General features: G+C 50.3%; 14 protein-coding genes and 1 pseudogene. All 15 read right to left on the bottom strand.

Going from position 1 to position 25154, the window contains the following annotated elements; genetic code table 11:
• Nucleotides 1-164 precede the first annotated feature (164 nt).
• Nucleotides 165-3140, bottom strand: coding sequence for a type III restriction-modification system endonuclease (locus AC56AD_RS05630; protein WP_012507901.1), 2976 nt, complete (start codon nucleotides 3138-3140; stop codon nucleotides 165-167).
• Entirely contained in the window at nucleotides 3137-4360 is a 1224-nt protein-coding gene (locus AC56AD_RS05625) for a PDDEXK nuclease domain-containing protein (RefSeq protein ID WP_012507900.1), read from the bottom strand. Before AC56AD_RS05625 ends, AC56AD_RS05630 begins: the two co-directional genes overlap by 4 nt.
• Before the next feature lie 2 nt (nucleotides 4361-4362).
• Nucleotides 4363-6294 (bottom strand): site-specific DNA-methyltransferase, encoded by a 1932-nt coding sequence (locus tag AC56AD_RS05620; protein ID WP_012507899.1) that lies wholly within the window; start codon nucleotides 6292-6294, stop codon nucleotides 4363-4365.
• Nucleotides 6291-7049, bottom strand: a complete 759-nt coding sequence (locus AC56AD_RS05615; protein WP_012507898.1) for a DUF4391 domain-containing protein — start codon at nucleotides 7047-7049, stop codon at nucleotides 6291-6293. Before AC56AD_RS05615 ends, AC56AD_RS05620 begins: the two co-directional genes overlap by 4 nt.
• The gene (locus tag AC56AD_RS05610; protein WP_012507897.1) at nucleotides 7046-10240 is read right to left on the bottom strand and encodes a helicase-related protein; all 3195 of its coding nucleotides are present in this window, start codon (nucleotides 10238-10240) and stop codon (nucleotides 7046-7048) included. The genes AC56AD_RS05615 and AC56AD_RS05610 overlap by 4 nt, the downstream gene beginning before the upstream one ends.
• A gap of 471 nt (nucleotides 10241-10711) precedes the next feature.
• The gene (locus AC56AD_RS05605; protein WP_012507896.1) at nucleotides 10712-11695 is read right to left on the bottom strand and encodes a ParA family protein; all 984 of its coding nucleotides are present in this window, start codon (nucleotides 11693-11695) and stop codon (nucleotides 10712-10714) included.
• A complete protein-coding gene (locus tag AC56AD_RS05600; RefSeq protein WP_012507895.1) occupies nucleotides 11692-12876 on the bottom strand; it encodes an RNA/DNA-binding domain-containing protein in 1185 nt (394 codons plus the stop codon). Before AC56AD_RS05600 ends, AC56AD_RS05605 begins: the two co-directional genes overlap by 4 nt.
• A gap of 13 nt (nucleotides 12877-12889) precedes the next feature.
• Nucleotides 12890-16399 carry a helicase-related protein gene (locus AC56AD_RS05595; RefSeq protein WP_012507894.1) on the bottom strand — a complete coding sequence of 1170 codons (3510 nt, stop codon included), beginning with the start codon at nucleotides 16397-16399 and terminating at the stop codon, nucleotides 12890-12892.
• Nucleotides 16400-16503: 104 nt separating this feature from the next.
• On the bottom strand, nucleotides 16504-17184 hold the full coding sequence (locus AC56AD_RS05590) for an SOS response-associated peptidase (protein WP_012507893.1): 681 nt from the start codon (nucleotides 17182-17184) through the stop codon (nucleotides 16504-16506).
• 40 nt (nucleotides 17185-17224) lie between these two features.
• Nucleotides 17225-17353 carry a hypothetical protein gene (locus AC56AD_RS05585; protein WP_273278639.1) on the bottom strand — a complete coding sequence of 43 codons (129 nt, stop codon included), beginning with the start codon at nucleotides 17351-17353 and terminating at the stop codon, nucleotides 17225-17227.
• Nucleotides 17350-19332, bottom strand: a complete 1983-nt coding sequence (locus AC56AD_RS05580) for a tetratricopeptide repeat protein (protein ID WP_012507892.1) — start codon at nucleotides 19330-19332, stop codon at nucleotides 17350-17352. Before AC56AD_RS05580 ends, AC56AD_RS05585 begins: the two co-directional genes overlap by 4 nt.
• Nucleotides 19311-19505 carry a hypothetical protein gene (locus AC56AD_RS05575; protein WP_041526449.1) on the bottom strand — a complete coding sequence of 65 codons (195 nt, stop codon included), beginning with the start codon at nucleotides 19503-19505 and terminating at the stop codon, nucleotides 19311-19313. Before AC56AD_RS05575 ends, AC56AD_RS05580 begins: the two co-directional genes overlap by 22 nt.
• Nucleotides 19506-19509: 4 nt before the next feature.
• Nucleotides 19510-20310 carry a ferredoxin--NADP reductase gene (locus tag AC56AD_RS05570; RefSeq protein ID WP_041526717.1) on the bottom strand — a complete coding sequence of 267 codons (801 nt, stop codon included), beginning with the start codon at nucleotides 20308-20310 and terminating at the stop codon, nucleotides 19510-19512.
• 101 nt (nucleotides 20311-20411) lie between these two features.
• Entirely contained in the window at nucleotides 20412-21833 is a 1422-nt protein-coding gene (locus tag AC56AD_RS05565; protein ID WP_012507890.1) for an efflux transporter outer membrane subunit, read from the bottom strand.
• A 28-nt stretch (nucleotides 21834-21861) separates the two neighbouring features.
• Nucleotides 21862-25078, bottom strand: a pseudogene (locus AC56AD_RS05560) (efflux RND transporter permease subunit).
• Nucleotides 25079-25154: the final 76 nt, after the last annotated feature.

The following is a 25154-nucleotide window of genomic DNA, read 5'->3' as shown; positions in this document are numbered from 1 at the left end:
AACGCGACATATTGGTATTGTTGTCTTAATTTAGCTGTGTTCATGGAAAAACTCTCGTTCGCTGTTCAAAATCCCGAACTTCTTACAGTATCTCGTTTTTTTTCGGATAAGTCTTCTAAAAAAATAAGCTGAACAAGAAATGCTTCTTCCAAGCTCTGGATGCATTAAACCCTGTTCAGCACGTCATCCAAAGAGCGGGCCACAACATACCTTGCGGGGGTTTCGCAAATACTGAGCGCCTTGAAGTGAGCTTTGCCGCACTCAATCTTTGCACTCTCCTTGTCACGCAGGTCATCGGTAAACAGGCTGCTCTTGGTCTCGACAACAAAGTAGATTCGCTCTTCGCCATCCTTTTCGACGAGTACCGCCCAGTCGGGATTGTAGGTATCGAGTGGTGTTGGAATCCTGAACCATCCCGGAAGCTTTGCATAGACCTTGATGGCCAGATTCTTCTCCAACTGATCAGCAAAAGTTGCTTCGGGATCGGAGTCATAGACCACCTGCTCATAGACTGATTTCTGAACCGGGATAAGGTTCTTGAGGTAACCAGTAAGTTCCTGTTGCTCAAAAAGCTCCTGGGCGTAAAAATGTTCGTCACCAAGGCGGTGATACTTGATGCCATCCACAACAGCGAGTTGCTTGCACCGCTTGATGGCTTCGGCTGCCAGCTCAATGAACTGTTGCGGGTTACGCTTAAAATCGTCGAGTCGCTCACTTCCGATCAAAATACGATGAATCGTGCGGCGGGTCAGCCGGGTACGATCCTGCAGATCCGTAAGAAGGTCAGGCAACTCAATATCGTTTTCATCAAGCACAACCGTTGCGGCACCACTCCGTTCAGTAGCTTCAACGCCCGATTTACCAATAACGATTTCAGCCTTGTGCCACTGCATGCGTGTCTTCAAAATGGCGGGAGCATTCTGTAATGCCTTGATGCAGCTCTCCACCAGCTTTTCATTGTCGAACTCCACCCGATAGGTCGTTTTATGCTTGATACGCTCCCAAAGCTCTTTGAATTCCGGACTGTGCAGCACTGCCTGCCGGGTGTGTACCTGTCTCCGCTCATTCGCATTCTTGATTTCCAGACGTCCTGCAAGCTTTTTCAGTACAGCGGTAATCTGATCAAGCTGTGGCCTGAATTGCTCCGGCACAAGAAGAGTCCCCTCCTTGAGCGCACTTTTCAGCGAATCCTGCACCTTGCCCTTACTGTCGATATAGTTCTGCTCTTTCAGATGCTCCCACAAGAGCTTCGACTGCTCGAATCCAAGAGGAACTGAGACTCCTTCGTCAGTAGTAACGGAAATCGCCGCAAACTGGTGTTCTTCGACAATCCCGAATCGAATACCGGTTTCAGCCTCAATCTCTCTCTGAAGATTTTCGGCAAACTGCTCATAACTCTCCGTTGCAATAACCGTCAGCGTATTGACTTCAAATCCACGCAGTCGCAGACCGTGCTGATTGACGCATAACCGCAGACCACGCCCTATCGTCTGGCGGCGTTCACGCTCTGAGCCCATTTCACGCAGTGCACAAATCTGGAAGACATTGGGGTTGTCCCACCCCTCCTTGAGTGCAGAGTGAGAAAAGATGAATTTCAGTGGTGTCTCCAGTGAGAGCAGCTTCTCTTTCTCCTTCATGATCAGGTTGTAGGCCCGTTCAGCACTTTCACGATTGCCCTGATTGTTCTCCTCGGTATTGGTCCAGCCACCTTTTTTGTCGATCGAGAAATAGCCGTTATGCACCTCTTCGGGGGCATGCGTCAGGTCAACCTCACTGAACAGTGTAAAATAATCAGGCAGCTTTGCCGCCCGGCGGTACTCCTCCTCGAAAATGCGGGCATAATCGCCCTTCACTGAGTTACCGTCACTGTCGTAAGAGCGGTATTTGGCAACCTCATCAATAAAGAAGAGCGAAAGCACTTTGATACCCTGCGGGCGCAGACGCAGCTCCTTGTCGAGGTGCTCCTTGATGGTACGGCGAATCATCTGGCGCTGAACGGCAAGAGCATCCACATCTCCATACGCCTCGCCAGGTTTCAGGAACTGCTCACCACCGGGGAAGCGCAACTCCATAAACTCCTTGCCCTTTTCAACACGAATTTCACCGATAGAGCAATCAGCATAGATCGCCCGTCCGGTAACCATTTCAAGATTATCACCATCAACCACAACACTCTCTTTTCGCCTGACACCGCTGGCCGTCATCTTGTCGAGTTCAACGAGTGCGGAAATCCTGCCCCGCTTGTTCTCAACCTTCAAGAGACGAACATAAGGCTTGTTGAAGGCATCTTCCACCGTAGCGGCAGCAATCTCAATCTGCTTCACCAGCCCCTTATCGTGCGCATCAACCGCATCAAGACGATAAACCATCTGGTGCTTGTCCACATGCGTAGCGGAATAACGCAAGGTACAAAGCGGGCTCATGGCATCGAGCGCGGTTTTGCCAGCACCGGAAAGACCACCATCCACACTTTGCGGTTCATCAATAATCAGGATGGGCCGCACCGCCTTGACAAGATCAATCGGCTTTTCCCCGCCAGTAGACTCATTGGCACCCTTACCGTAAATATTATTGACATCCTTTTTGTTGATGGCGCCAACCGTCATCACCATAATCTGGATTTGCGAGCTGGTGGCAAAATTACGCACCTGCCCCAGTTTTGAGGAGTCATAGAGGAAATATTCAAAAGGTACTCCGGCATAGAGCCCCTTGAAGTGATCTTCGGTAATCTGAAGGGTTTTGTAAACCCCCTCCTTGATAGCCACTGACGGGACGACAATCACAAACTTGGTAAAGCCGTACCGCTTGTTGAGTTCAAAGATGGTACGCAGATAGACGTAGGTTTTGCCCGTTCCGGTCTCCATCTCTACCGTGAAGTCGCCGGAAGCAAGGGTTCCGGAAGGCGGCAGGCCGTTGCGGAGCTGAATATCATGCAGGCTTTTGAGCAGGTCATCATCAAGCAACGTAAGCCGGTTGCCAATGCCAAGATCACTCTCCATGCCAGGAAACTGCATGTCTTTCGTGGTCGGCATGGTAACGGTAAACTCCGTGCGGCAGATCTCCTGCCCGCGAAAGAGGTCGCAGACCGCTTCAACCGCCTGTAGTTGATAGTCAAGGTTCGGTTCAAAGTGCAGTTTCACTCCTGACCCTCCTTTCTGGCTCTTTTCCTTGCTTCAATAAGCCCGCGTTCACGGGCAAGCTCACGTTGCAGCTCTTCCTCAGTCGGCAGAAAAAGCATATATCGTGACGCAAAAAGTTGTTTGTACTCATTGAGCACCGAATACCTCGCCACCACCTCATCGTGTTCAGCACAGAGAATCAACCCGACCGTCGGGTTATCGCTATCGCTACGCCGCAGCTCATCAAACATCCGTGTATACATCTCCATCTGTCCAATATCCTGGTGCGTCAATTTCCCGATTTTCAGGTCAATCAGCACAAAGCATTTCAACAGATAGTTATAAAAGACCAGGTCAATATAAAAGTGGTGCGATTCGGTTGTCACCCGATGTTGCCGGGCAACAAAAGCAAATCCCTTGCCCAGCTCTAACAGAAAAGGCTGAAGATGTTCAATAATGGCGGACTCCAAATCCGATTCCTGAAAACAGCTCAATTCCGGAAGGCCAAGAAAGTCGAGTATGTAGGGCTGTTTGATAACGTCTATAGGGTTGCTGACCACTTGGCCTTCACTGGCCAGTCTGAACACACCCTCTTTGTCCCTGCTTTTGAGCAGACGGGCAAAAAGAAAACTGTGAATCTGCTTTTCGAGGTGGGAAACATCCCACCCTTCCTTTTCTGTTTCAATCTCATAGAAAAGGCGCTCATTGCGGTTTTCGACCTTCAGCAGTGCCCGATAATGGCTCCAGCTTACCGAAGCTGAAAACCCAAGCAATTTTTGGCTATCAGCCGCAAAAGAGAGATCATTGATGAGACCCTCTCCGGATGTTGTTGTATCCAAACCACTCTTGACGTCCAATTGGCCACATGGCTTGTGGCCAATCTCGCTGACACCAAAACCAATGGTATCGAATTGGCCACTTGAGAGGTGGCCAATTGCCGGAACACGGTCAGCATAAACCCGATAAAACTGGCGGAAATATTTCAGGTTCGAGTTTGAAAACCCTTTACCATATCGGGCAGTAAGTCCTTCAGAAAGTTTGCGCAAGAGTGTTTCGCGATACCCGGCACGCTCTTCACCTTGCTGCATTTCAAGCACAATTTCACGTCCGACAAGCCAATAGGCAATCACCATGTTGCTGTTGACTGCCCGGACCACATTGGCCCGAGCCTGATCCAGAATCAGGATGACCCGGCCCATCAAATCATCAGCTTGATCGATACTCTGTTTTTTGGTTGCCATGGCTACAAGCTCCTTATGATTTCGAGGCCATGCTGCTGAAGAATGGCTGCAAGGTTGGTCTTTGCAACATCATCAGCAAAGGCACTATCGCGGAAAACAGAGGTCGTCTCTCCTGCCGGAGCAAGCTCCTTGTGCCATGCAACAATGCCTTGAGCCAGAGGCTCAACCTCATCAGGGGTGATATGAGTAGCAAGGCAGACAAGCAACACACCACCGCCGACGGAGTGAACCTCTTTGCCTGCAAACGTCCGTTTCTCGATAGGGACACAGAGGTCAAGGCCAAGTTTGAGGAGCAACTCATAGAAAATGTCCGCCTCGGTGCGATCTCCTTTTAGGTGTTCAATGGAGTTAAGAAGGGTAAGCTCAAGGTTGTCGCGATCCGGTTCCCAGGTATTGATGTTGCTTGAATCAAGCTTGAAGACGCGGAAACCAAAGTCACCGGGGAAAAGTGGGTTCTCATCCTTGATTTTCCGGGCCGCACGGCGGAGGCGCTCTTTTGTGAGTTCGACTATGGTACGAGGTTTGCCTATTTGATCGCAGTAGTCGCCGGAAACCCTTTGTTCATTATTTTCCAAGTATAGCTGTTCGGGAAGTTGAACAAGAATATAGCGTCTATTTCCTCCATCAATAACATTCTGGGCCATCAAAGCATGACCAGTGGTACCGGAACCAGCAAAAAAATCCAATACAACTCCATTAGGCTCACAACCGAGAGCGACGAGCTCTTGTATTAATCCAACTGGTTTTGGGCTTTCGAAGATGGTCGGATTTCCGAATATTGCACCCATTTCATTAGAGCCACTGGTATTGAGTGGAACAAAATCCCAAATTGATGGGTAGGTTACCCCCTCTTTCACTTCGCACAGGAAACGTTTTAACTTTGGCTTTCCTCGTCCATTCTCACCAAAGTAAATCTCATTATTCGCAAGAAGGGTAGCAATAGTCTCCCTTGAAAATCGCCAATTCCCGTTGTTCCCCGGAAAATGCTCCTCTCCTGTTTGTGGATTGACTATTGGGAAGTTCAATGATTTAACAAATCGTCCTCCCTTAATGTTGGCCATGAGATCACCCGGGGCCCATGGGCCCTTGGCATGATTGTCAGGATTTTTATATCGGGCAATTTGATCCGCCGATCGTTCTCTATGCTGAAGTTTTACTGAAATAGCGTTTTTTGCGAAACAGAGAATGTAGTCATGGTTTGCTCCTATAATTTTGTCGTTTGGAGGAGTGCTTCGTTTACGCCATATAATTTGAACTACAAAATTTTCGTCACCAAAAACTTCAGCGCATAACTTTCTAAGGTTATCAAGCTCACCATCATCAATACTGATAAAAATCACCCCATCTTCTCTCAGCAAATTCCTCGCCAGCTTCAACCTTGGATACATCATGTTGAGCCAGTCGGTATGAAACCGGCCGCTGGCCTCAGTGTTACTGCTGATTTTCCGGCCACCCTCAATCTGGCCAGTGAGTTCGAGATAATTTTTGATGTTGTCCTGGAAGTTATCGGGGTAGACAAAATCCTTGCCGGTGTTGTATGGTGGATCAATGTAGATGAGCTTCACCTTGCCGGAGTAGCTCTTCTGCAACAGTTTGAGCACTTCAAGGTTATCGCCCTCAATCATAAGATTTTTTGTGGTCTCCCAATCCACACTCTCCTCCGGGCAGGGGCGCAGGGTGCCGGTGGATGGGGTAAGGGCAAGCTGCCGGGCTTTACGTTTGCCGTGCCAGTTGAGCCCGTACTTCTCCTCCCGCTCTTCTACTGTGCCACCGAGCAGTTGGCGGAGCACCTCAAAATCAATCTTCCCTTCCGTAAACGCTTCAGGGAAGAGCGTTTTCAACTGCTCAATATTGCCCGCCAGAATATCGGCGGATTGGGCTTCAGGGTCATTTGCGGTTAACGGCTTGATGGTCGCCTCTTCGTGTTCGGTCATAATTTTTGTTTTGTTGTTGCCAGTTCTGCATCAATCCGCTTGAGTTCCAGGTTCAGTTCCACCTGCCGGGGTATCTGCCTCTCTTTTGCCGCCAGAGTGCGCAGACGACCGATCTCTTCCTGCAACACACCGCACTCCCGCAAAGCATCACGGCGGGCAGCAGCATATTCGGCGTTTTCGGCAAGGGTAAAATTCCCCGTAACTCTTGCAGCATTGAGGGCCACCATTGAGTCCAGCCAACCCTGATAGAGAGCATGGAGATTGGTGCGTGGTTGACTACCAAGTGCGAGCGAGTTACGGAAATCGGCCATAATATCCGCATCAACTTCACGCGACCATGCAACGGAAACAATATCGCCCTCAAGCACTGTTTTGCCAGCCTCACTCTGCGACCACCTCTTGTGAGCAACAGAGAGCGATAACGGTGCACCCTGCTGGGTCAAAAGCAGAACAGGATAAGGAATCGCCCGATGCACCAGTTCCACCAGCCGCGTGGTTTTGGCTCCGTCACGCAAGGTAAGCAGCAAAACGGCAATTTCCAGATATTCATGGCTTTCGTCCCGGAACTCAGGAACCCCGACAGTGACCGGCTTGAGTGCCGCAATCCAGATCAGCTCTTCAATCCCCTCATTGATAGAGCGTTTGTCGGCGGAAGTGGGTGCACCGTTTTCAAGCAGCAGCTTCCTGGGTACCCGCTGGTTCACCAGGCTGCTTTCGGGCAGGTCAAATGCTGCGATCAGCGCTTGACTCTTCATACGGTTGCCTCCGGCAGAATAACAAGGTATGCCATCACCTCAAAATCGTTGATGCCAGCGAATTCTCCCTTCATGGCGTGCGTACCGCCGGGAGTAAACAGGCTTGCAACGGCTCGTTCCTGATTCTTTCCAGCCACGGAGGCTACGGCTGCAGCAAGCAGGCGTTGTGCTGCAAGCATCTCTTCACCCTGTTTTGTCGCCTTGTCGTAACGGGCACACGCTCCGGCATCGGCCATATCACGACCGAGGCAGAGACGCTTGAGCCGGTCAAGAATCTGCTTGGCTTGTGTGTAGGGCAGAATCACCGAGCCATCGTCACCAACATGGACGAGGTAATGGGTGCCAAGCGGATACCCGGCTTCAGGAATTCGCCGGGCCGCTTCACCCTCGGCACGCAAACAGAAAATAATGCCCGGAGCGATATCCGCCTCTGCTGTGGTGGTAACGGCAAAGCTTCCCGGTGGTATTGTCTCCAATATTCCGGGATTGGCTTTCAGATATTGGGCAAGGTCAAGGCGAATGTCGGTCAGGGTGAGGTCGGCGATGGAGACTCCGGAGGAGAGATCCTCCAGATCGATAACGGTTTCCTGAAGCTTGAGAAGTTGCTTGCGGCGATACTCCAGATCGTTCATCTGATTGCCGGATTGCTGCTCAATAAGGTTCTCCTCACCCGTAGCGGAGATATCGAGCAGTACCATTTTTCCGCTTACCCGTTGTTCAAGGTTGATGTACTCCTCAAGCTCCATATTTGGCCAGAAGTTGACAAGCTGAATGCAACTGTTCGGCGATCCGATACGGTCTATCCGGCCAAAACGCTGGATGATTCGCACGGGGTTCCAGTGAATATCGTAGTTGATGAGCCAGTCGCAATCCTGAAGGTTCTGCCCTTCGGAGATACAGTCGGTCGCGATGAGCAGATCGATAGTTCCCTCTATGGCAAGCGATTCTGGACGCTCCTTGGAACGGGGAGCAAACGCACTGAGAAGAGTGGACTGATCCTTGCGCAATCCGGATATGGTTGTCTGATTACTTCCGGAACCGGCAATAAGAGCGCTCTCAAGGTGAAGCTCAGACTTCGCCCACGGAGCGAGCTGTTCGTAAAGATATCGGGCCGTATCGGTAAATGCTGTAAAAACGATGATTTTGCGGTTACCGGGATTGATGGGGTTCCGGCATTTCCCGGCAATAACGTCACGCAGAGCTGCCAGTTTGGCATCTCGCTCAGCATCAACCTGGGCCGCCGCCGCGAAAAGAGTGGCAAGCCTGTTGCGATCTTCAATGAGTTCCTGCTTCCATTTGATCAGATCCACATCCTGAAGCAATACCTTGACTTTACGACCAACGAGCAGGCTTTCAAATGCCGGGTCGTCAAGATCAATATCGGCAATATCAATCTCCTCAAGCTCGCTTGTTTTTGCCTCGATACGTTCCAGCATCGATTGAACATCCCGGAGTTGGCGCTGAACGGTAAGCGCAAATGATGGAACGGCGCTCTCCATCCGCTTAAGCATGTTGATACGAAGCAGGTGGATCAGACTCTCTTCACGGTCAGCCTGCCGGAAAAAGCCTTCGCCTCCCCGTACACGGGTACTGTACTTCCGGTCGTAGGCCTCCTGCTTGTGCGGCAGTACATATCGCAAAGGAGCATAAGAGGCAAGGTTCAGACGGCGAATCTCCTGATTGATCTCCCTGATAGGCCGAAACTCACCTGCCCGGTCAACGTCAGCCTGGATATTGATTGGTTTCAGGCGGTCAGGGAAGCGTCCTGTTTCGGAGATTCCATAATACTTTTCGACATGCTTACGGGAACGTGCGATGGTCAGGAGATCCAGCAGGGTAAAGTAGTCGAAGCCGAGCATTTCAATCAGACGAACCGGGATGCGTTCCGCCTCATCAAGATCGAGCCAGCGATTAAACTGCTTCTGTGCTAATCGCGTAGTGCTGTCTATACTGCTGATGCCATGAGCAAGCAAGGCAGTGTCGTTGCCTTCCGTGGCAAATGCAATCTGGTTACGAAGATCAGCCAGCCGGTTGTTTACCGGCGTTGCCGAAAGCATGAGCACCCGGGTCTTGACCCCCTCTTTGATAATCTTGCGCATCAGATGATCGTAGCGTGTTTCCTTCCCTTTGTTGGCCGCCTTGTTTCGGAAGTTGTGCGATTCATCGATAACGACAAGATCGTAGTTTCCCCAATTGACGTGCGAAAGATCAATATCGCCGGAGAACCCGCCGTCTCGGGAAAGATCGGTATGGTTCAGGACATCATAGTTGAAGCGATCTGGCGCAAGAAAATTCCGTCGGTCATTGGCTTTATAGAGCGTCCAGTTGTCACGCAACCGCTTCGGGCAAAGCACCAGCACCCGGTCGTTTCGGAGTTCGTGGTACTTGATGATGGCAAGAGCCTCAAAGGTTTTTCCCAGTCCGACACTGTCGGCAATAATGCAACCACCAAAGCGATTGAGCTTGTCAAGCGCACCAACAACACCATCACGCTGAAAGCGGTAAAGCTTCTTCCAGACAACGGTATTGCGGATTCCTGTAGCAGACTTGACGATACGCTCTTCATCAAGATCTTCGTTACGGTCGCTAAAGATAGTATAGAGGATAAGCGAGTAAACGAGAAAGGGCTCTCTGTGGGAAGCGAGTGATTGTATCAGACCAATCAGCTCTGTTTTGGCCTTTGGATTCTCTGCAAGACCCGACCACTGAGCATCGAACCACTTGCTGAGCAATAACGCCTCTTCAGGCGTTTCAGAAGCCTGAATGAGATTCAAGGGGTTGCCTGGAGTCAAACCAAGTCCATCAGTAGTGAATGCCAGCGAACCAAGCAGCACCTGCTCTGGCACTGCATCGCCATCACGAACAACTAAAGCGCCTTGCGGCACGGCACCGGGTGCAAGCTTCACTTCGCTTTTGCTTTGAAGCCATTGCAGCAGGCGGCTTGCGATCCAACGGTTTTGCAACCGGTTACGAGCAGCGCGATCGGCTTCAGAGCCAAGAATTGAAAGTTCCGTAATGGTTGACGGCAAAAGAAGACGGCATGTTAAAAGTGCCACCATTTCTTGAAGCATCCCGGAAAAGGCAAACAGCGAAAAAGAGGGGGTTACCATATCAAACTGGCAACCTGCGGTGAGTTTCGATCGAAGGTAGTCGATGACCCGGTCTGTCCCACTGTTCTGAACAAGCTTCATAGGTGGGAACTCCCCGGTTGAATCCTAACCAATCGTTTCATAATGGAAGAGATAAGTTCAAGTTCATTGGGGAACAAAGATTACACACCACATCCTATTTATCATTTATTCACATCAAAGAAAAGTAATAACGGAGGTTATAGGCAATATTATTGCAGGTTTCATGTGGAATAAAGCACAGATAAAGGAATAAATGGCTTGCCGCACTCCTCCTCCAGCGTCGAGGAATGGGTTTTGGGGAAGTTCAAATAAAAAATCGTTTATCGGATGGATAACGTGCATTGCATAAATATGTTATAAATCTGGACGGCTGCCTGCAACAAAGCCGGTATAGTCCGTGCAGGATACTCAACCAGCTTGCCGGAACTTGGTGCCGACTCAGTGCCAACTTGGTGCCGACTTGCGCGGTAACTTGCGCGGTAACTTGCGCGGTAACTTGCGCGGTAACTTGCGCGGTAACTTGAGATCTTCTCATTGAAACGCGATTCCTGCCGCCGCCGCTATTTTAGCTGCCAAATTCTGAAAATCTGAATAGCAACTCCTCACAGCTTCGATGTGGGCTCCAATCGCCCCGTCGGCAGATTTCAGGAAAAAAATCGGTTTACGAGCCTCCATTGCCATTGGCATTAAGCTTCGGTAATGCTTGAGGAGTGACAGGCAGTATGGATCTTGCGCAACAGGCGGCAAAGAGATAATTGGTTCATTTAGAACAGCTTCCCGATAAACTTTAGGTATCTTGTCCATCCAGCGTTTATATGCCTTGACAGGTCGTGTATCGAGAATGCCATGCTGCATAACGATGTAACCGACAGGCTGCATCGCCCCTCTGGGCATTGGCAAATCGGCAGGGGCTTTGGCGAGAAGTTCCGCCCATACGGTACGCCACTCTCGAAGTGTCGGTCCAAGATTCTTGAGACCTTGCAGGGAGAAAAGATCAGGAGCCAACGGCAAACAAACCTGATCGGAAGCAATCAACGCCGAACGATTGATTGCACCGAGATTTGGGCCAACATCAATCAAAACCAGTTCTGCGCCCCATTCCGATCCTCGCTGCACAAGACGATGAAACGCTGTCATTGTTCGAAAAGCTGATTCATCACGATTATGACACCGGGGCCATGCATCCGAAAGTTTATCTTCAAACCGCGACAAGCCAAGGTCGCCAGGAATAAGACCGAGGGTCTCGGTGATCATTTCTACACTGGGTTGAGCAATATCACCTGTTCCCCGTAAAATCGGGCGAATTGAGCCATAAACCGTATCAGGATGCTCATCATCTGGCCATAATTGCTCAAGCCGATTTTCATCGAGAAACATGGCCGTGAGGTTGGCTTGCGGATCAAGATCGACCGCAAGTGTTTTTATGCCATGGTCTGCAAACATCCAGGCAAGATGATAGACCAGTGAGGTCTTGCCTACACCGCCTTTGTTATTAAAAAAGGCTATTGTTTTCATGTCAACCTCCTGAAGATCTTGACCAATACGGAGTGCTCATCGAACTCAAATTGAGCAGGAGGGTTGCCGTTCTGTACCAAAAGCGCTTGCGCTCGCTGAACACCATAGCCGAACCTGTTCACAAAACCGAGTGATTTCATGGCTTCAGCAATAACTGGATTACGGTAACTGTTACGAGTAGGAAAGTTTTCCGGTGTAGCCTCACCATACAAACCACCTGGACTCTGGATCTCAAGATGATCGATGAATGCATAAAAGCGAATTGGTGAATTACTGTCGTAGTTACGGTGCATAACCGCATTCATAAGCAGCTCCCGTAACGCCCACTCGGGATAGTCAGGTTGCAGTTTTTCCTCAAAGGCAGTGACCTTGCGCATGGTTGTCTGTATCAGAAGCTTGATTCTCCCTTCCAGCTCTCGTAACAAGGTGTGAAGGTCGCCGGAAATCTCTGACTGGTCGTCAGGCTGTTCCGTCAAATCTGTTCCGGGTAGCTTGAGATATTGAACATAAGCTCCTGGTAAAAAGAATCTGGGGTTTTTCCCAAAAAGTAATATACCGCCATACGTTGGGCAGGCTGGTTTGGGGTCGTACAACCGCAAAGATGCCAACTGTAATTCAATATTTCGATTGTTTGCCGCAATGGTTTCAGGATCAACAGCTTCCCGCCGATAGGCATCAAATTGACCTAACGCGATGTCTTCAATTGTTGCTTCTGAACAAGGACGGGCATCAAAAGAGCGGGCAAGGGCAACACGCCGTTCTGTAAGAACACGCTCTTCCTGCTCATTGGCAATGCCTTTCCGTGGCCCGACTCTGATGTACACCCGTCCTTTATAACGCACCGGGGGAAGATCACAGGGATGAACTTCAACAACAGCTACATCTCCACCGGAGAGTGCGAATCTGGCGACAGTCATGTAAGGCTGGGGTAACACATTGCCTTGAGAGCGAATACCGCCAAGGTTTTTGAGGAGTTCATCAGTAACAGTCAGCCCGGACAGAACTCCTTTGTCCGTTACTCCTATCAAAAGATAACCCGGGTTTCGATGATTGGGCAAATCATTGGCAAATGCACAGATCGCCTGACTGAATTTATCGGTATCACTTACTGCTGTCGTTCGTTCAATAGTATCGGCCTCCATATCGGTCAATAATACTTTTAGCTGATCTTCGGATAACATAATGCTCACAGTTTCACAAGTTAATTTCTGCCTTTTTCAGAAATTCGCTGATTTCAAAATTGATTGATGATACTCCCCAACCCGGTTCGGCATCGAAGGGGTTCCGTAGATAGTACGGGCCATCAATCTGCTCATTCTCATCAACCTGCACAATGGCCAGCACAAATTTTTCGGCCTGATTGAGGGCATAGAGCATTTCATTACGGGTGACGGTAATCGTTGTTGCACCTTTTATTCGCCCCTTGACTTCGATATGGCGGGATTCAGGTTGTTTACCATCAATTGCCGGCGGGTATGAGGTAATGTCCCAACCGCATTTCTGAGTGGAGACATCAACTACTCGGCACCCTCTGGATTCTTCAGACTGGCGGACAGCCTGCATAGCAAGCTGCTCGATGCGTGAACGGGCTGCGGGATCAGCAGAAAATGTAGAGCCGCAAGATGCAGATTCACCTTGCAGGAAGCGAAGCAATCCGGCAGGAATAACCAGTGCACCACTGAGCAGAACCGGTGTGGCGGAGCTGACGTGACGCATGGAGAGCAGCTCTTTTTTGCGATGCTCCAGCCGGGCTTCGAGATCGCTGAGCGTGCGGCGAACATTTTCAAGGTTAAGCCGTACATCCTTTCCTGCTTTTTTGTCGTCGGTAAGCTTCTCGAAACGGTCTGACCAGAAATTTATCTCTTTTGTCAGACGCTCGTGGACAGCGGCAAGAGTCTTGTCTATATGGGCAATCCGGCGGTCAGCTACCTCACTGAAGTGCTGAGGGACAAGTGTAGATGCTGCCAGGGCAAGAGCACGGTTTTCGAGTCCGGAGTTGAGCCAAGGAGCAGCAAGTGTTTCTGTCAGAAGTGGTCGCTGGGCAGACGCAAGTGGTTCAAGGTCTAAATGCGGTGCCCACCCAGCGAAGGTAGTGCTGCCGTCGGGTAAAACCCGAACAAATTGCAGGCGTTTGGAAATGACCATGCCATCACCGGATTTCACCTCGTGGGTAAGGAGAAAGAGCAAAGAGGGCTGATCGCCATCATCCGCCGGATCAACAAGGATGGTACCCTGACGGAGGAGGTTGGCGTGCTGCTCCAGCAAGAGATCACTAAGAGCAAGCATAAGCGGGTGACCGGGATGAATCATATTGGCGAAGGCAAGGCCGGGTTTATCAACCGGACGCACGGACTCCTTGGTAAAACAAACCCGTTCATAGCGGCGGAGCACTGGAGCAAGATCGCGGCGATTACGCCCGGTGATGAGGCGGTCGCGTTCACGCAACTCGGCGGGAACATTTGTGATTTCAAAACGGCCAGATTCTCGGGGATAGATTGAACCTCCGAGCGACTCAAATCCTTTCATAAAGAAGGAGCGAACAAAAAAGGGCTGAAGCCGGCGGGCTTCGGCCTTTTCCATCTCTTCCTTCACGGCAAAGAGACGCTCCGCACTGAAACTTTCCTGCGCAAGTGCATCGCGTTTGAGAATCTCCTTCAGGTGGTCAAGATCGAGAGCGATATCAATTTTCTGGCTGAGGCGGGCACGCACCTCTGGTTTGTCACCGTAGCGTATCGCTTGCATGAGCAAATCCTTGAGGCTGATGCCATCAAACACTTCACCCAGAACGTTAAATACCTCGCCCTTGAGTGCTTCACTGACCACTTGAAGCTTTTCAAGCAAGCGGAAATAGACATCACCTTCACGAGTCTCCTTGGCTACAAGGTTCCAGAGATGACAGACCTCCTGCTGGCCAATACGATGAATACGCCCGAAGCGCTGTTCGAGGCGGTTGGGGTTCCAGGGCAGGTCGTAGTTCACCATCAGATTGGCATTCTGAAGGTTGATACCTTCACCGGCTGCATCGGTGGCAACAAGCACACGGATTTCGGGGTCAGAGCGAAAGAGTTCCTGCGATTTCCGGCGGTCGTCACGGTGAACGGCACCATGAATGACAACGATTGCATCATGACTGCCAAGCACACCGGCAATTTTTTCATGCAGGTAGTTAAGCGTGTCCCGATGCTCACTAAAAATGATAATTTTTCGCATCCGCCCGCCAGCATCGCGCATTTGGGGTTCGTTCTGGAGAATGCGTGAAAGTTCATCCCACTTGCGATCCTTGCCGGATGCAACGAGTCCTTTGGCCTGCTGTTCAAGAGCCTGGAGAATGAATATTTCACCATCGAGTTCTGCAATGGTTTGTGAAGCGGTGGCCTGAACAACCAGCGTCTCTTCCATGGTTTCCTGCTCCTCGGCGTTGAAATCATCCTCGTCCTCGGGAACATCGATGAGTGTTTCAGCAAGAAGCTTTTGCCCTCTGGCTCCTATTTTTTCCTCACGAAGACGACGTTCGAGGCGTTCCCTTCGGCGTTTGAGTGACTGGAAAATGGCTTCAGGGCTTGAGGCCAAACGACGCTGCAGAGAGGTGAGTGCAAAGCCCACGGAACCCTTTCGTTTACCGTCAAGCTGGTCAGCCTTGCCCATTTCTGTCTTCACATAATCGGTTACTGCTTCGTAGAGTGCCGCTTCAAGGTCTGAAAGCTGGTAATTGACTGTATATGCCTTTCGCTCGGGAAAAAGAGGTGTGCCATCAAACTTGACCAGTTTCTCCTTAACCATGCGGCGAATAAGGTCGGAACAATCAACCTTGTGAACACCATCACGAAACTTGCCATAAAAGCGGTCGGAGTCGAGGAGTGAGAGGAACAACTGAAAATCCTCCTCCTTGCCACTGTGCGGCGTTGCCGTCATCAGCAGGAGATGGCGAGTCTGGGCCCCAAGCTTTTCGGCCAGCTTGAAGCGGCCCGTCTTCTGCATTTTATTGCCGAAAAAGTGTGCTGCAAGCTTGTGCGCCTCGTCGAACACGACAAGATCCCATCCGGCAGCACAAAGCTTCTCTTGCAGCTCTTCGTTTCGGGCCATCTGGTCGAGACGAACAATAAGGTGATCGATGTCTTCAAAAGGATTTCCGCTCGGAGTAGCCGCTTCAAGATCTCTGGTGAATACTCGGAATTCGAGCCCGAACTTCTCGAACAGCTCCTCACGCCACTGCTCAACCAGACTGCCGGGCGCAACGATTACGATACGCCGAGCATCGGCACGCATGATAAGCTCACGAATGTAAAGGCCTGCCATGATGGTCTTGCCCGCACCGGGATCGTCCGCAAGAACAAACCGCAGCGGTTGACGGGGTAACATGGCTTCATAAACAGCCGTGATCTGATGCGGAAGGGGCTCTACATTTGAAGTATGAACGGCCATCATCGGATCAAACAGAAAAGCAAGATCAATGCGCTTGGCTTCAACCGTAAGTTTGAATGCCTCACCATCTCCGTCAAAAGACCAGGGGCGCTCACTGATAGCAACAGCAATGCTCGCTTCATCAGTCCGGCCCAAAAGCCGTTCTTTGAGTGTACCATCAGGCGTCTGGTAGATAACCCGGACAGCTCCATCGGCAATTGGCACAACGGCTATAACCGTTGCAACAGCCGAAGGTTCAAGACCTGTAAGGGAACTGCCTTGGATGATATCTTCAATGCGCATTGTTCATTTTTTATGAAATTCGGTCTTAAAACAGCCTGTTTGTATTTACCGAAAATTCACGACATGTGATAACCGTTTTACATTCAACCCGTGCCTTGATGCCGTCACTCAACCTGCTCAATACAGTTGCCACTCTGATAGCGGGCATTGTTGACCAGTGTTGATACCTGATACATTTCCAGAATGCCGTTATCTGCGGGAACCAGCATCTTCGAAAGATTTCGAGGATCAGCTTCGAGCCATCTTTTCCAGTTTTCGGATTCGAGAATTACGGGCATTCGGTCATGGAGAGGTGCTATCTGCTCATTTGCCACTGTAGTGATGATGGTACAGGTCGTGATTGCGGGCTCTTCGGTATGCTTCGACTTCCAGGTGTCCCATAGTCCGGCAAATGCCATGGGCAAGCCATCTGCCCGGTGGATGTACCAGGGTTGCTTCTTTTTACCGTCGATGCGCTCCCATTCATAAAAGCCGCTCGCTGGAATCAGGCAGTGGTTCCGCCCAACAAGATGTCGGTAATAGGGTTTCGAGACCAATGATTCAGAGCGTGCGTTTATTGGCCTGATTTTGGGAAGTTCTTTGGACCAATAGGGAATCAACCCCCATCGTGCCGAGGTGAGCTTATAAGCTCCATGGTTGGCCTGCAAAGTTAGAATATCTGTTTCCGGAGGGATGTTGTAACGATTCGTCTGGGGGTAGTCCTGATTCTCTTCAAACGGCAACTCCAGTTGGCGAAGAAGGTCAAGAAAGTACTTCAGTTCGTAAAACCCGAATCGTCCGCACATATTTTCCTCTCTGATTTTCGTTGACAAATAGTAAGGCTCATCACACTCTCTGTGCAATAATAGAGAACGACGATAACGTATAGGGAATGGCTACGGTCTCTGCCGGTAATGAAAACAGGGAGAAAAGATGAAACTCACCAGAAGAGATGCTGGCCCGGTATGAACTCATCCCCCTCCCATCCCCAACATTTCAAGAGCAAATTCGTACTCTTTGTCAAACGGGAGCTGGAGTTGCTGCAGGTACTCAGGGAATGCCTTTGCCCAGCTCACGTAATAGTAGGCCAGCACCTGGTATCCGGTGAAGGTTCTGGCGGCTATGAGCGGGATGGTGTAGCCTTCTGCATCCGGGTTTATTCCCTCCCCACACATCAGGCCTATTTGGATGGCAATGGCAGTGATCTCCGAGTCGGTCAGATTTTTGAAGTAATGCAGTGCTTCGACCATGAACCGGGTTACGGCCATATTAATATCTTTGCCCTGATGCGCCTCGGTGCAGAGCTGCCTCTTCTGGTCTGCCGGATGGGCGGCATCACCTTTGCCGGGCAAATCGACCTGCACTTCAGCGCAAAGGCGCTCGATAAGGTCGCTTTGCTCCCGGTAATCGGGCTCTTCAATGAGTGCGAAAAAGTTCTGCAGATATAACTGCTTTGCCCACCGCTGAAGCAGTTCATATTCATCGCCGGGCGTGTGCCGGGTTCGGCACTCCTCATATTCGCGGTAGAAGGTTACAGCCTGCTCTTTTTCTGCGGTGGTTGGCTTGTGCTCTTCTATAAGGTTCACCCCATACCGCTTTTGAAAGTGCAGTGCCTTGACCAGATTAAATATCTTTGATTTCGAGAGGATTTCCGGTGGTGCAATGGTCAGAATCTGTTCATCGGTCGTTGCGTAAATTCCTTCCTGTATAAGGCCAAGCAGCGAAAGAAACTGATAGGGCATGAGAGCCGGATAGTTCTGAAACAGATAATCCTCGATATAAAGATCAATCGGCGTGTTGAAGATCTGGGCGTTCAGCACCTGAAACAAGGCATAATAGTTCTCGATGAGCGCATCGTCGTAACCTTTTTTGCTCAACATCCTGGCATCTTTTTCATGGGAACCCAGGAATCGCTTTTTGTTCTCATCATTGCTGACAAAGAGCTTGTTTTTCCCTGTCTGTCGTGCCTGAGCCGCAAAATGCAGATGCGCGAGCTCATGCATGATCAGATGGTGAACCGCCGGGTAGTCTGGATTGTATTTGACGAGGTGGTAGCTCCGGTCGTGGTTTTCGGCACACTCGATTTTGGCTGCGCTCTTTAACCCGGTATCCGTTTCGATAACGATTTTCTTGCCGCACTCCTCCTCCAGCGTCGAGGCATAGGCATTGACAAGATCACCACCGACCTCTTCGTCAATAATCTCACTTGCCGCCTTCATGGCGCTCTTCAGCGATTGCTGATAGAGCAGATCCTTTTTGGGATTCTTGAAAAGCGCAACAATCGACATCTCAAACGCTTCCCTGGAATGATGTTCAGCCTCTGCAAGGAGGGCAAAGGCATAATAGATATTCGGATAAGCGGGATTAACCGCAAAAGCCCTGTCGAGGTATTGCCGTGCTGCATCCGGATTCCCGTTCTGGATCAGGTTGATGGCAATCAGCGTCATGGAAACATAATCGTCGGGTTTATGCTGCAGAGCGCACTCATAGTATTTCATAGCCGTCTCAAGGTCGTGCTGATAGCGGGCCATAATGTTGCCCGTAATAATAAGCGCCCACCCATTTTTCGGGTCCCAGCGCAGTGCATCGATAAGGCTGTTGATGGCATCATCCTGTTCGCCCTGCTCTGAAAGGATTTGGCCAAGTACCCGGTGGTACTCTGAAATATGAGGAGCTTCCTTGATGAGCTGACTGATCTGCTCTTTGGCCTCGGTATATTGGCGGACATCACAGAGTGCAAGGACTTTGTTATAGCGGCTGTTGTGCTGTGCAATCAGGTCACCCTCAATCGTGATATCGATGATGCCGTGCACGATGGTAATCGCTGGCTTGAAAGGCCCTACCGTATAAAAGGTCTCAATCTCCTGCTTCAGTACATCAATATTGTTTCCCGCCTCTTTTGCCTTGGGGAAAAGTTCAAACAAAAAATCGTTTATCGGATGGATAATGTGCATTGCGTAAATGTTTTATAAATCTGGGCGGCTGCCTGCCACAAAGCCGGTGATGAATGGCTTTCATGAGCTTCTCTTGCCGCAATATCCTTCTTGAACGCTTCTTCAGATTCTGCTATCCCGGACATCAGGAACAAGAAGAGTACATCAATACCCATGACCGCTGGAGCAGCCATGCGCTCAAAACTCTTCTATATATAACTCTCCGGGATCGTCAGGGTGATGGCGTGTATATCCGAAATCGGAGAGCCACTCCGACACGTGACCCACCATCTCAGGCTGCCCGCTGACAAAAAAGTGCGTCCGTTCGGGATCGGGTGATATGTTAAACTCGTTCTGCAAAACATCCTTTCGTAACAGCTCCTCAATACAATAGCGGTAGCCATCCCAGCGATCATCGGCATCGGTAAGAGTCGGAACATAAAAGAAGTTTGCAAAACTTTTTTCAAGAAAAGTCAATTCACTGTAATAACCAAGATCCCAGCGGTGAGCTGCACCCTGTATTACCACCATCTTGCTTTCCGGCCGTTCAACGATATGGGAGCGTAAAAAACTGATGTAGGGGGCAATTCCGGTTCCTGTGGCAACCATCACAATATCGCTGCCATCGGGCGTTTCATCAAGACGGAAGATGCCGGTGATCTTGGTGCCTACGTAGAGCCTCTCCCCAACATTGAGGTTGAAGAGCCTTGAGGTCAATTGACCCGACTTGACCTGTGAAATGTAAAACTCAAGCTGCCTTGTCTCGGTCTTTTCCGAGGCAAGCGAATAAGGGCGCCGGATAAGTTTTTCGCCCTCTGCAGGAACCAGTTCAGGCTCCGAATTTGAAGAGCGTTTTTCAAATCCGTAAAGACCAAGAAGCAGATTCTGCCCCGCTTCAAACTCCTCTCTTGCTTCGTCAGTATGGATCCGAAAGATCATCAGGTCTGGCGTGACCATGATTTTACCGACAACCGTTGCATTATATTGTGTTCTATCCATACGCTCCTGATTTTCCTTACTCTGACACTGATTGATTATCTGCATACACGCTCTTCAACTAACATTCTCTTCCCGGAAACAATTCCGGAGAGGCAACCTCTTTAACGCCATCCCCCGCCAAGTGAACGATAGAGTTCAGCCAGTGCCGCAAGATGCTGGCGCCGTATATCAGCAAGAGCAAGTTCAGCCTGCAAGGCATTGGTCTGGGCTACGATAACTTCAAGATAGGTCGCCATGCCACTCCGGAAGAGCATTCCTGAGTTGGAGTGTGCAGTCTGAAGGGTTGCAACCCGTTCCGCCGCAATCAGCTCCTGAGTTTTTACCTTTTCAACTGCAACCAATGCATCGGAGACCTCTCCTACCGCTTTGAGTACGGCCTGCTTGAATGCGAATTCCGACTGATCCCGTTCTATTTTTGACTGTTCGTATTTAGCTTTCAACTGACCATGCTGAAAAATCGGCTGCAAAAGGGCGCCCTGTACAAAACCGAAGAGAGAGCCTGGAAAGGTAAACCAATCGCTTGAACGGAGTGCATTCACACCTCCTTCAGCCGTAATCGTCAGAGAGGGATAAAGGGTTGCTTTCGCTTCTCCCATATTGGCATGAGCCGCTCTTACAGCCAACTCTGCAGCCCGGACATCAGGCCGGTTCTGCAGCAGGGCAGAGGGAATGCCAGCCGGAATCGTATCAACCACCTTGAGAGTGAAAAGGGATCGGTCACGAAAAATAGTTGCCGGCATCCTGCCGCAGAGCAAACTGAGGGCATTTTCCTGCACGGCGGTTCTCTGTTCAAGCTGCGGAATCGCGAGCGCTATGGATTGTCTTGAGGCCTCCTGCTGCTGCACGGCAAGAGAGGTGAGCTGACCGGCATCATACTGAAGGCGGATCATCTGCAGCGTCGTATCGGCAAGTGCAAGGTTTTTTCTCGACATGGCGAGCTGCGCATCAAGCATAAGCAGGTTATAATACCCATCAGCCACATCTGCCACCAGTCTCGTCCTCACAGCTCTGGCAGCTTCACCTGTTTTCAGATATGAAGCGAGAGCCGATTTTTTTCTGCTGCGGATCTTCCCCCAGATATCGGCTTCCCATGAAGCGGATGCTGATGCCGTATAATTTTCAGTTGTTTTGTCCGGTTCCGCTTTTGCCTGGGGGCCATTATCAGAGGGACGGCTGAGGCTTCCGTCAACGCCAATGTTGAGTGTAGGAAGCATTCCGAGCCTTGCAGAGTTCAGGCTCTGTCGGGCGTAGTCGATATTTTTCAGTGCTACCTGCAGATCAATATTGTTCACTATCGCACTGTCAATCAACGTCCGTAATGCCTCGTCGGCAAAAAAGCTCCGGTAGGGTAACAGGGAGATGAGAGAATCCGCATTACTAACCCCGGATGCAACACCACGGTAAGCTGCAGGTAACGCCACTTCCGGTTTTTTATACTCTCCGACGGAACTGCAGGCCGCCATTGCGCTGCCCATCAACACAAGCAGGAGTACCCATACGCCATTTTTCTTCAGTTTTCTCATAGCTCAACCATTAATACATCATTACCTGTCATGATACCAGCCCGGCGCTCCCCTTTTCCCTGTTGATGACCTCTTCGAGAATCTCTCCTGCTTCAACAATGGTGCAGGCCGGCCCGGTTATCCGCTCCTGCAGGTACTGGAAGGTGACAAAGAGTACCGGAACAACAAAAATTCCAAGGAGCATTCCTACAAACATCCCGCCAATGGCCGCCGCGCCAATGGAATGGTTTCCCTGTGCGGCTGGCCCTGAAACAAAGAGGAGCGGCAGCAACCCGGCTACAAAAGCGAGCGAGGTCATCAGAATCGGTCGAAGCCTTGCCTTTGCGCCCTCAATGGCCGATGCAGAGAGCGATTTACCCGCAACCCGCCGCTGCAGGGCATACTCAACAATCAGAATGGCATTCTTGGCCAGAAGCCCGATCAGCATGATCACAGCAACCTGGACATAAATATTATTTTCGATACCCGCCAGTTTAATCCCGACAAAAACCCCAAGCAGGCCGGTCGGAATGGAGAACATCACCGCCAGCGGCAAAAGGTAACTTTCATAGAGTGCGGCAAGCAGGAAGTAGACAAACAGCAGGGAAAGCATAAAAATAAAAATCAGTCCGCCGCTCGATTCAAGCTCCTCGCGGCTCTGACCCTTCCAGTCGTAGGTAAAACCTGCAGGCAGACTGGTGCGAGAAATCTCTTCAACGGCTTTAATGGCCTGCCCCGTACTGTAACCCGGCTTGACGACGGCATTGACAGAGACCGCATTAAAAAGATTGAAATGGTCAACCGATTCCGTGCCGTAGACCCGCTTCAGGGTAATCAGCGAGGTAACCGGCACCATGGAGCCAGTGGAATTTTTAACAAAAATGCCGTTCAGGGAGGAGGCCTCTGAACGATCTGCGGCTGCAGCCTGCATCACGACCCGGTAGTACTTGCCAAAACGGTTGAAGTCTGAAGCCTGCATACTGCCATAATAGACCTGCATGACCGTCATAAGCTCTTTGACATTCACCCCAAGCTGACCAGCCTTGACATTATCCACAACAAGTTCGTACTGAGGAGAAGAGGTATTAAAGGTGGTAAATGCAAAACCGATTTCAGGTCGTTTCATCAATTCACCGATAAACCCCTGCGCAACACCATTGAACTTTTCAAGACTCCCCCCACTGCGATCCTGTAATACAAATTCAAGGCCACCCACCGTACTGAAACCAGGCACCGTTGGCATTGCAAGGGCGAAAAAAGAGCCCTCCTTGATGCTGCCCAGGCGCTGTGAAATTGAGGCCAGAATCTTCTTGATATGCCCATCTTTCCCTCGATCTTTCAGATCTTTAAGCTGAAGAAACATCAGGCCAGATGAGGGGGAGGAGCTTCTTGTCAGAATATTGATACCCGAAACCGATACCACTTTTTTCACCCCGTTCATGGAGCGCAGGATGGTTTCAGCCCTTCCCATGGCAATCTGGGTACGGGCAAGAGAGGCTCCGGGAGGCAGGTTGACGGAGACAATGACAAACCCGTTGTCTTCGTCAGGGATAAATCCGGTCGGCGTCGTTTTGAGCATCCAGACGGAAATGCCAACAATCAACGCAAGCATACCAAAGGTGATACTTTTGTTACGGATCAGAAAGATAAGGCTCCGGAGGTATCTGCTTTTCAGGGAGTCAAAACCGGCATTGAACCCGATAAAAAAGCGGTGAGCCGCCCCACCGAATTTTTTCAGCTTTTTATGTTTTGCTTCACCATCCGCATCATGCAGATTGGTAAGAAAAAGGGCGCAAAGTGCCGGACTGAGCGTCAGGGCATTGACTGCCGAGATCAGAATGGCAATCGCAAGGGTAAAGGCGAACTGCCGGTAGAAGACGCCGGTTGAACCCGCAAGAAAACCGACCGGAAGAAAGACCGATGCCATCACAAGGGTAATGGTAACAATTGCTGTGGTTATTTCCCGCATGGCCGAAACCGTAGCAACTTTGGCCGGATAGTTTTTCTGCTCCATTTTTGCATGAACCGCTTCAACAACCACAATGGCATCATCAACAACAATGCCGATGGCCAGCACCAGTCCAAAAAGGGTCAAAACATTGATGGAAAAGCCAAAGAGATTCATGAAGAAAAAGGTGCCAATAATGGCAACCGGAACGGCAATTGCAGGAATGATGGTTGAGCGCAAATCCTGCAGAAAGAGAAAAACCACAAGAAAAACCAGCAAAAAGGCCTCAATAAGGGTATGCTGAACCTGCTGGATCGACTCATCCACAACTTTTTTTGAACTGAAGGGGATGGAGTAGCTGATACCGGCTGGCAGGGAGAGCGATGCTTTTTCGAGAGCCTTGCGAAGCTCGGTTTCAACCTTGTTGGCATTTGAGCCCGGAGCCTGATAGACCGCAAGCACCACAGCAGGCTCTCCGTTTGCCCTGGTATTGACCGTATAGCGGTAAGCGCCGAACTCTACCCGTGAGATATCGCCAAGTTTAAGCAGTGATCCATCGGAGTTTGCCCTGATCACAATATCTTCATAATCACCGGGAAAAGCATTCTTTCCCTTATACTTCATCACGTACTGCATAGACTCGCCGCTGTTCTCGCCAAAGGATCCCGGAGCGGCCTCAAGGTTCTGGCTCTGAATGGCTGCCGATACCTCCTGCGGCGTCACCTTGTAGGCAGCCATTTGCTCCGGACGGAGCCAGATCCGCATGGAGTAGTCCATATTGCCATACACCGAAACCTGACCTACACCCGGAACCCTTGCCAGATCATCAACAATGTTGATTTTGGCATAATTCTGCAGAAAAATCTGATCATACTGTTTGGAACTGCTCGCCAAATTGATCAGCATAATCTGGCTGTTCTGGCGCTTGATCGTCGAAACACCGATCTGAACAACCTCTGCAGGCAGTCGGCTGGTAGCCTGCGACACCCGATTCTGCACATTCACAGCCGCCTGGTCTGGGTTGGTTCCCTGTTTGAAAAAGACCGTGATGGAAAGGGAGCCATCGTTGGCTGAAGTCGAGGTCATGTAGGTCATGTTTTCGACCCCGTTGATCGACTCTTCAAGCGGTGGAGCCACAGAAACGGCCAACGGTCTCTGCACTGGCGCCAGGGTAGCTTGCCGTAACCGAAACACTCGGAGGAGCAATATCGGGAAATCGGGTAATGGGCAACTGGTTCATGCCCACCACTCCAAGAATGATCAGAATTACCGAAATAACAGTAGCCAGAACTGGCCGGGAAATAAATCGTTCAAACATGTCAATACCTGCGTTTAGCTTTCCCCTCTCTGTGCGGAAAAAATATCTCTCGACCCATTAAACTCTTGCATTACCG

This window comes from Pelodictyon clathratiforme (assembly GCF_982375515.1).
Note: the sequence above shows the minus strand (reverse complement) of the source record. Positions and strands in the feature narration are given on the sequence as shown.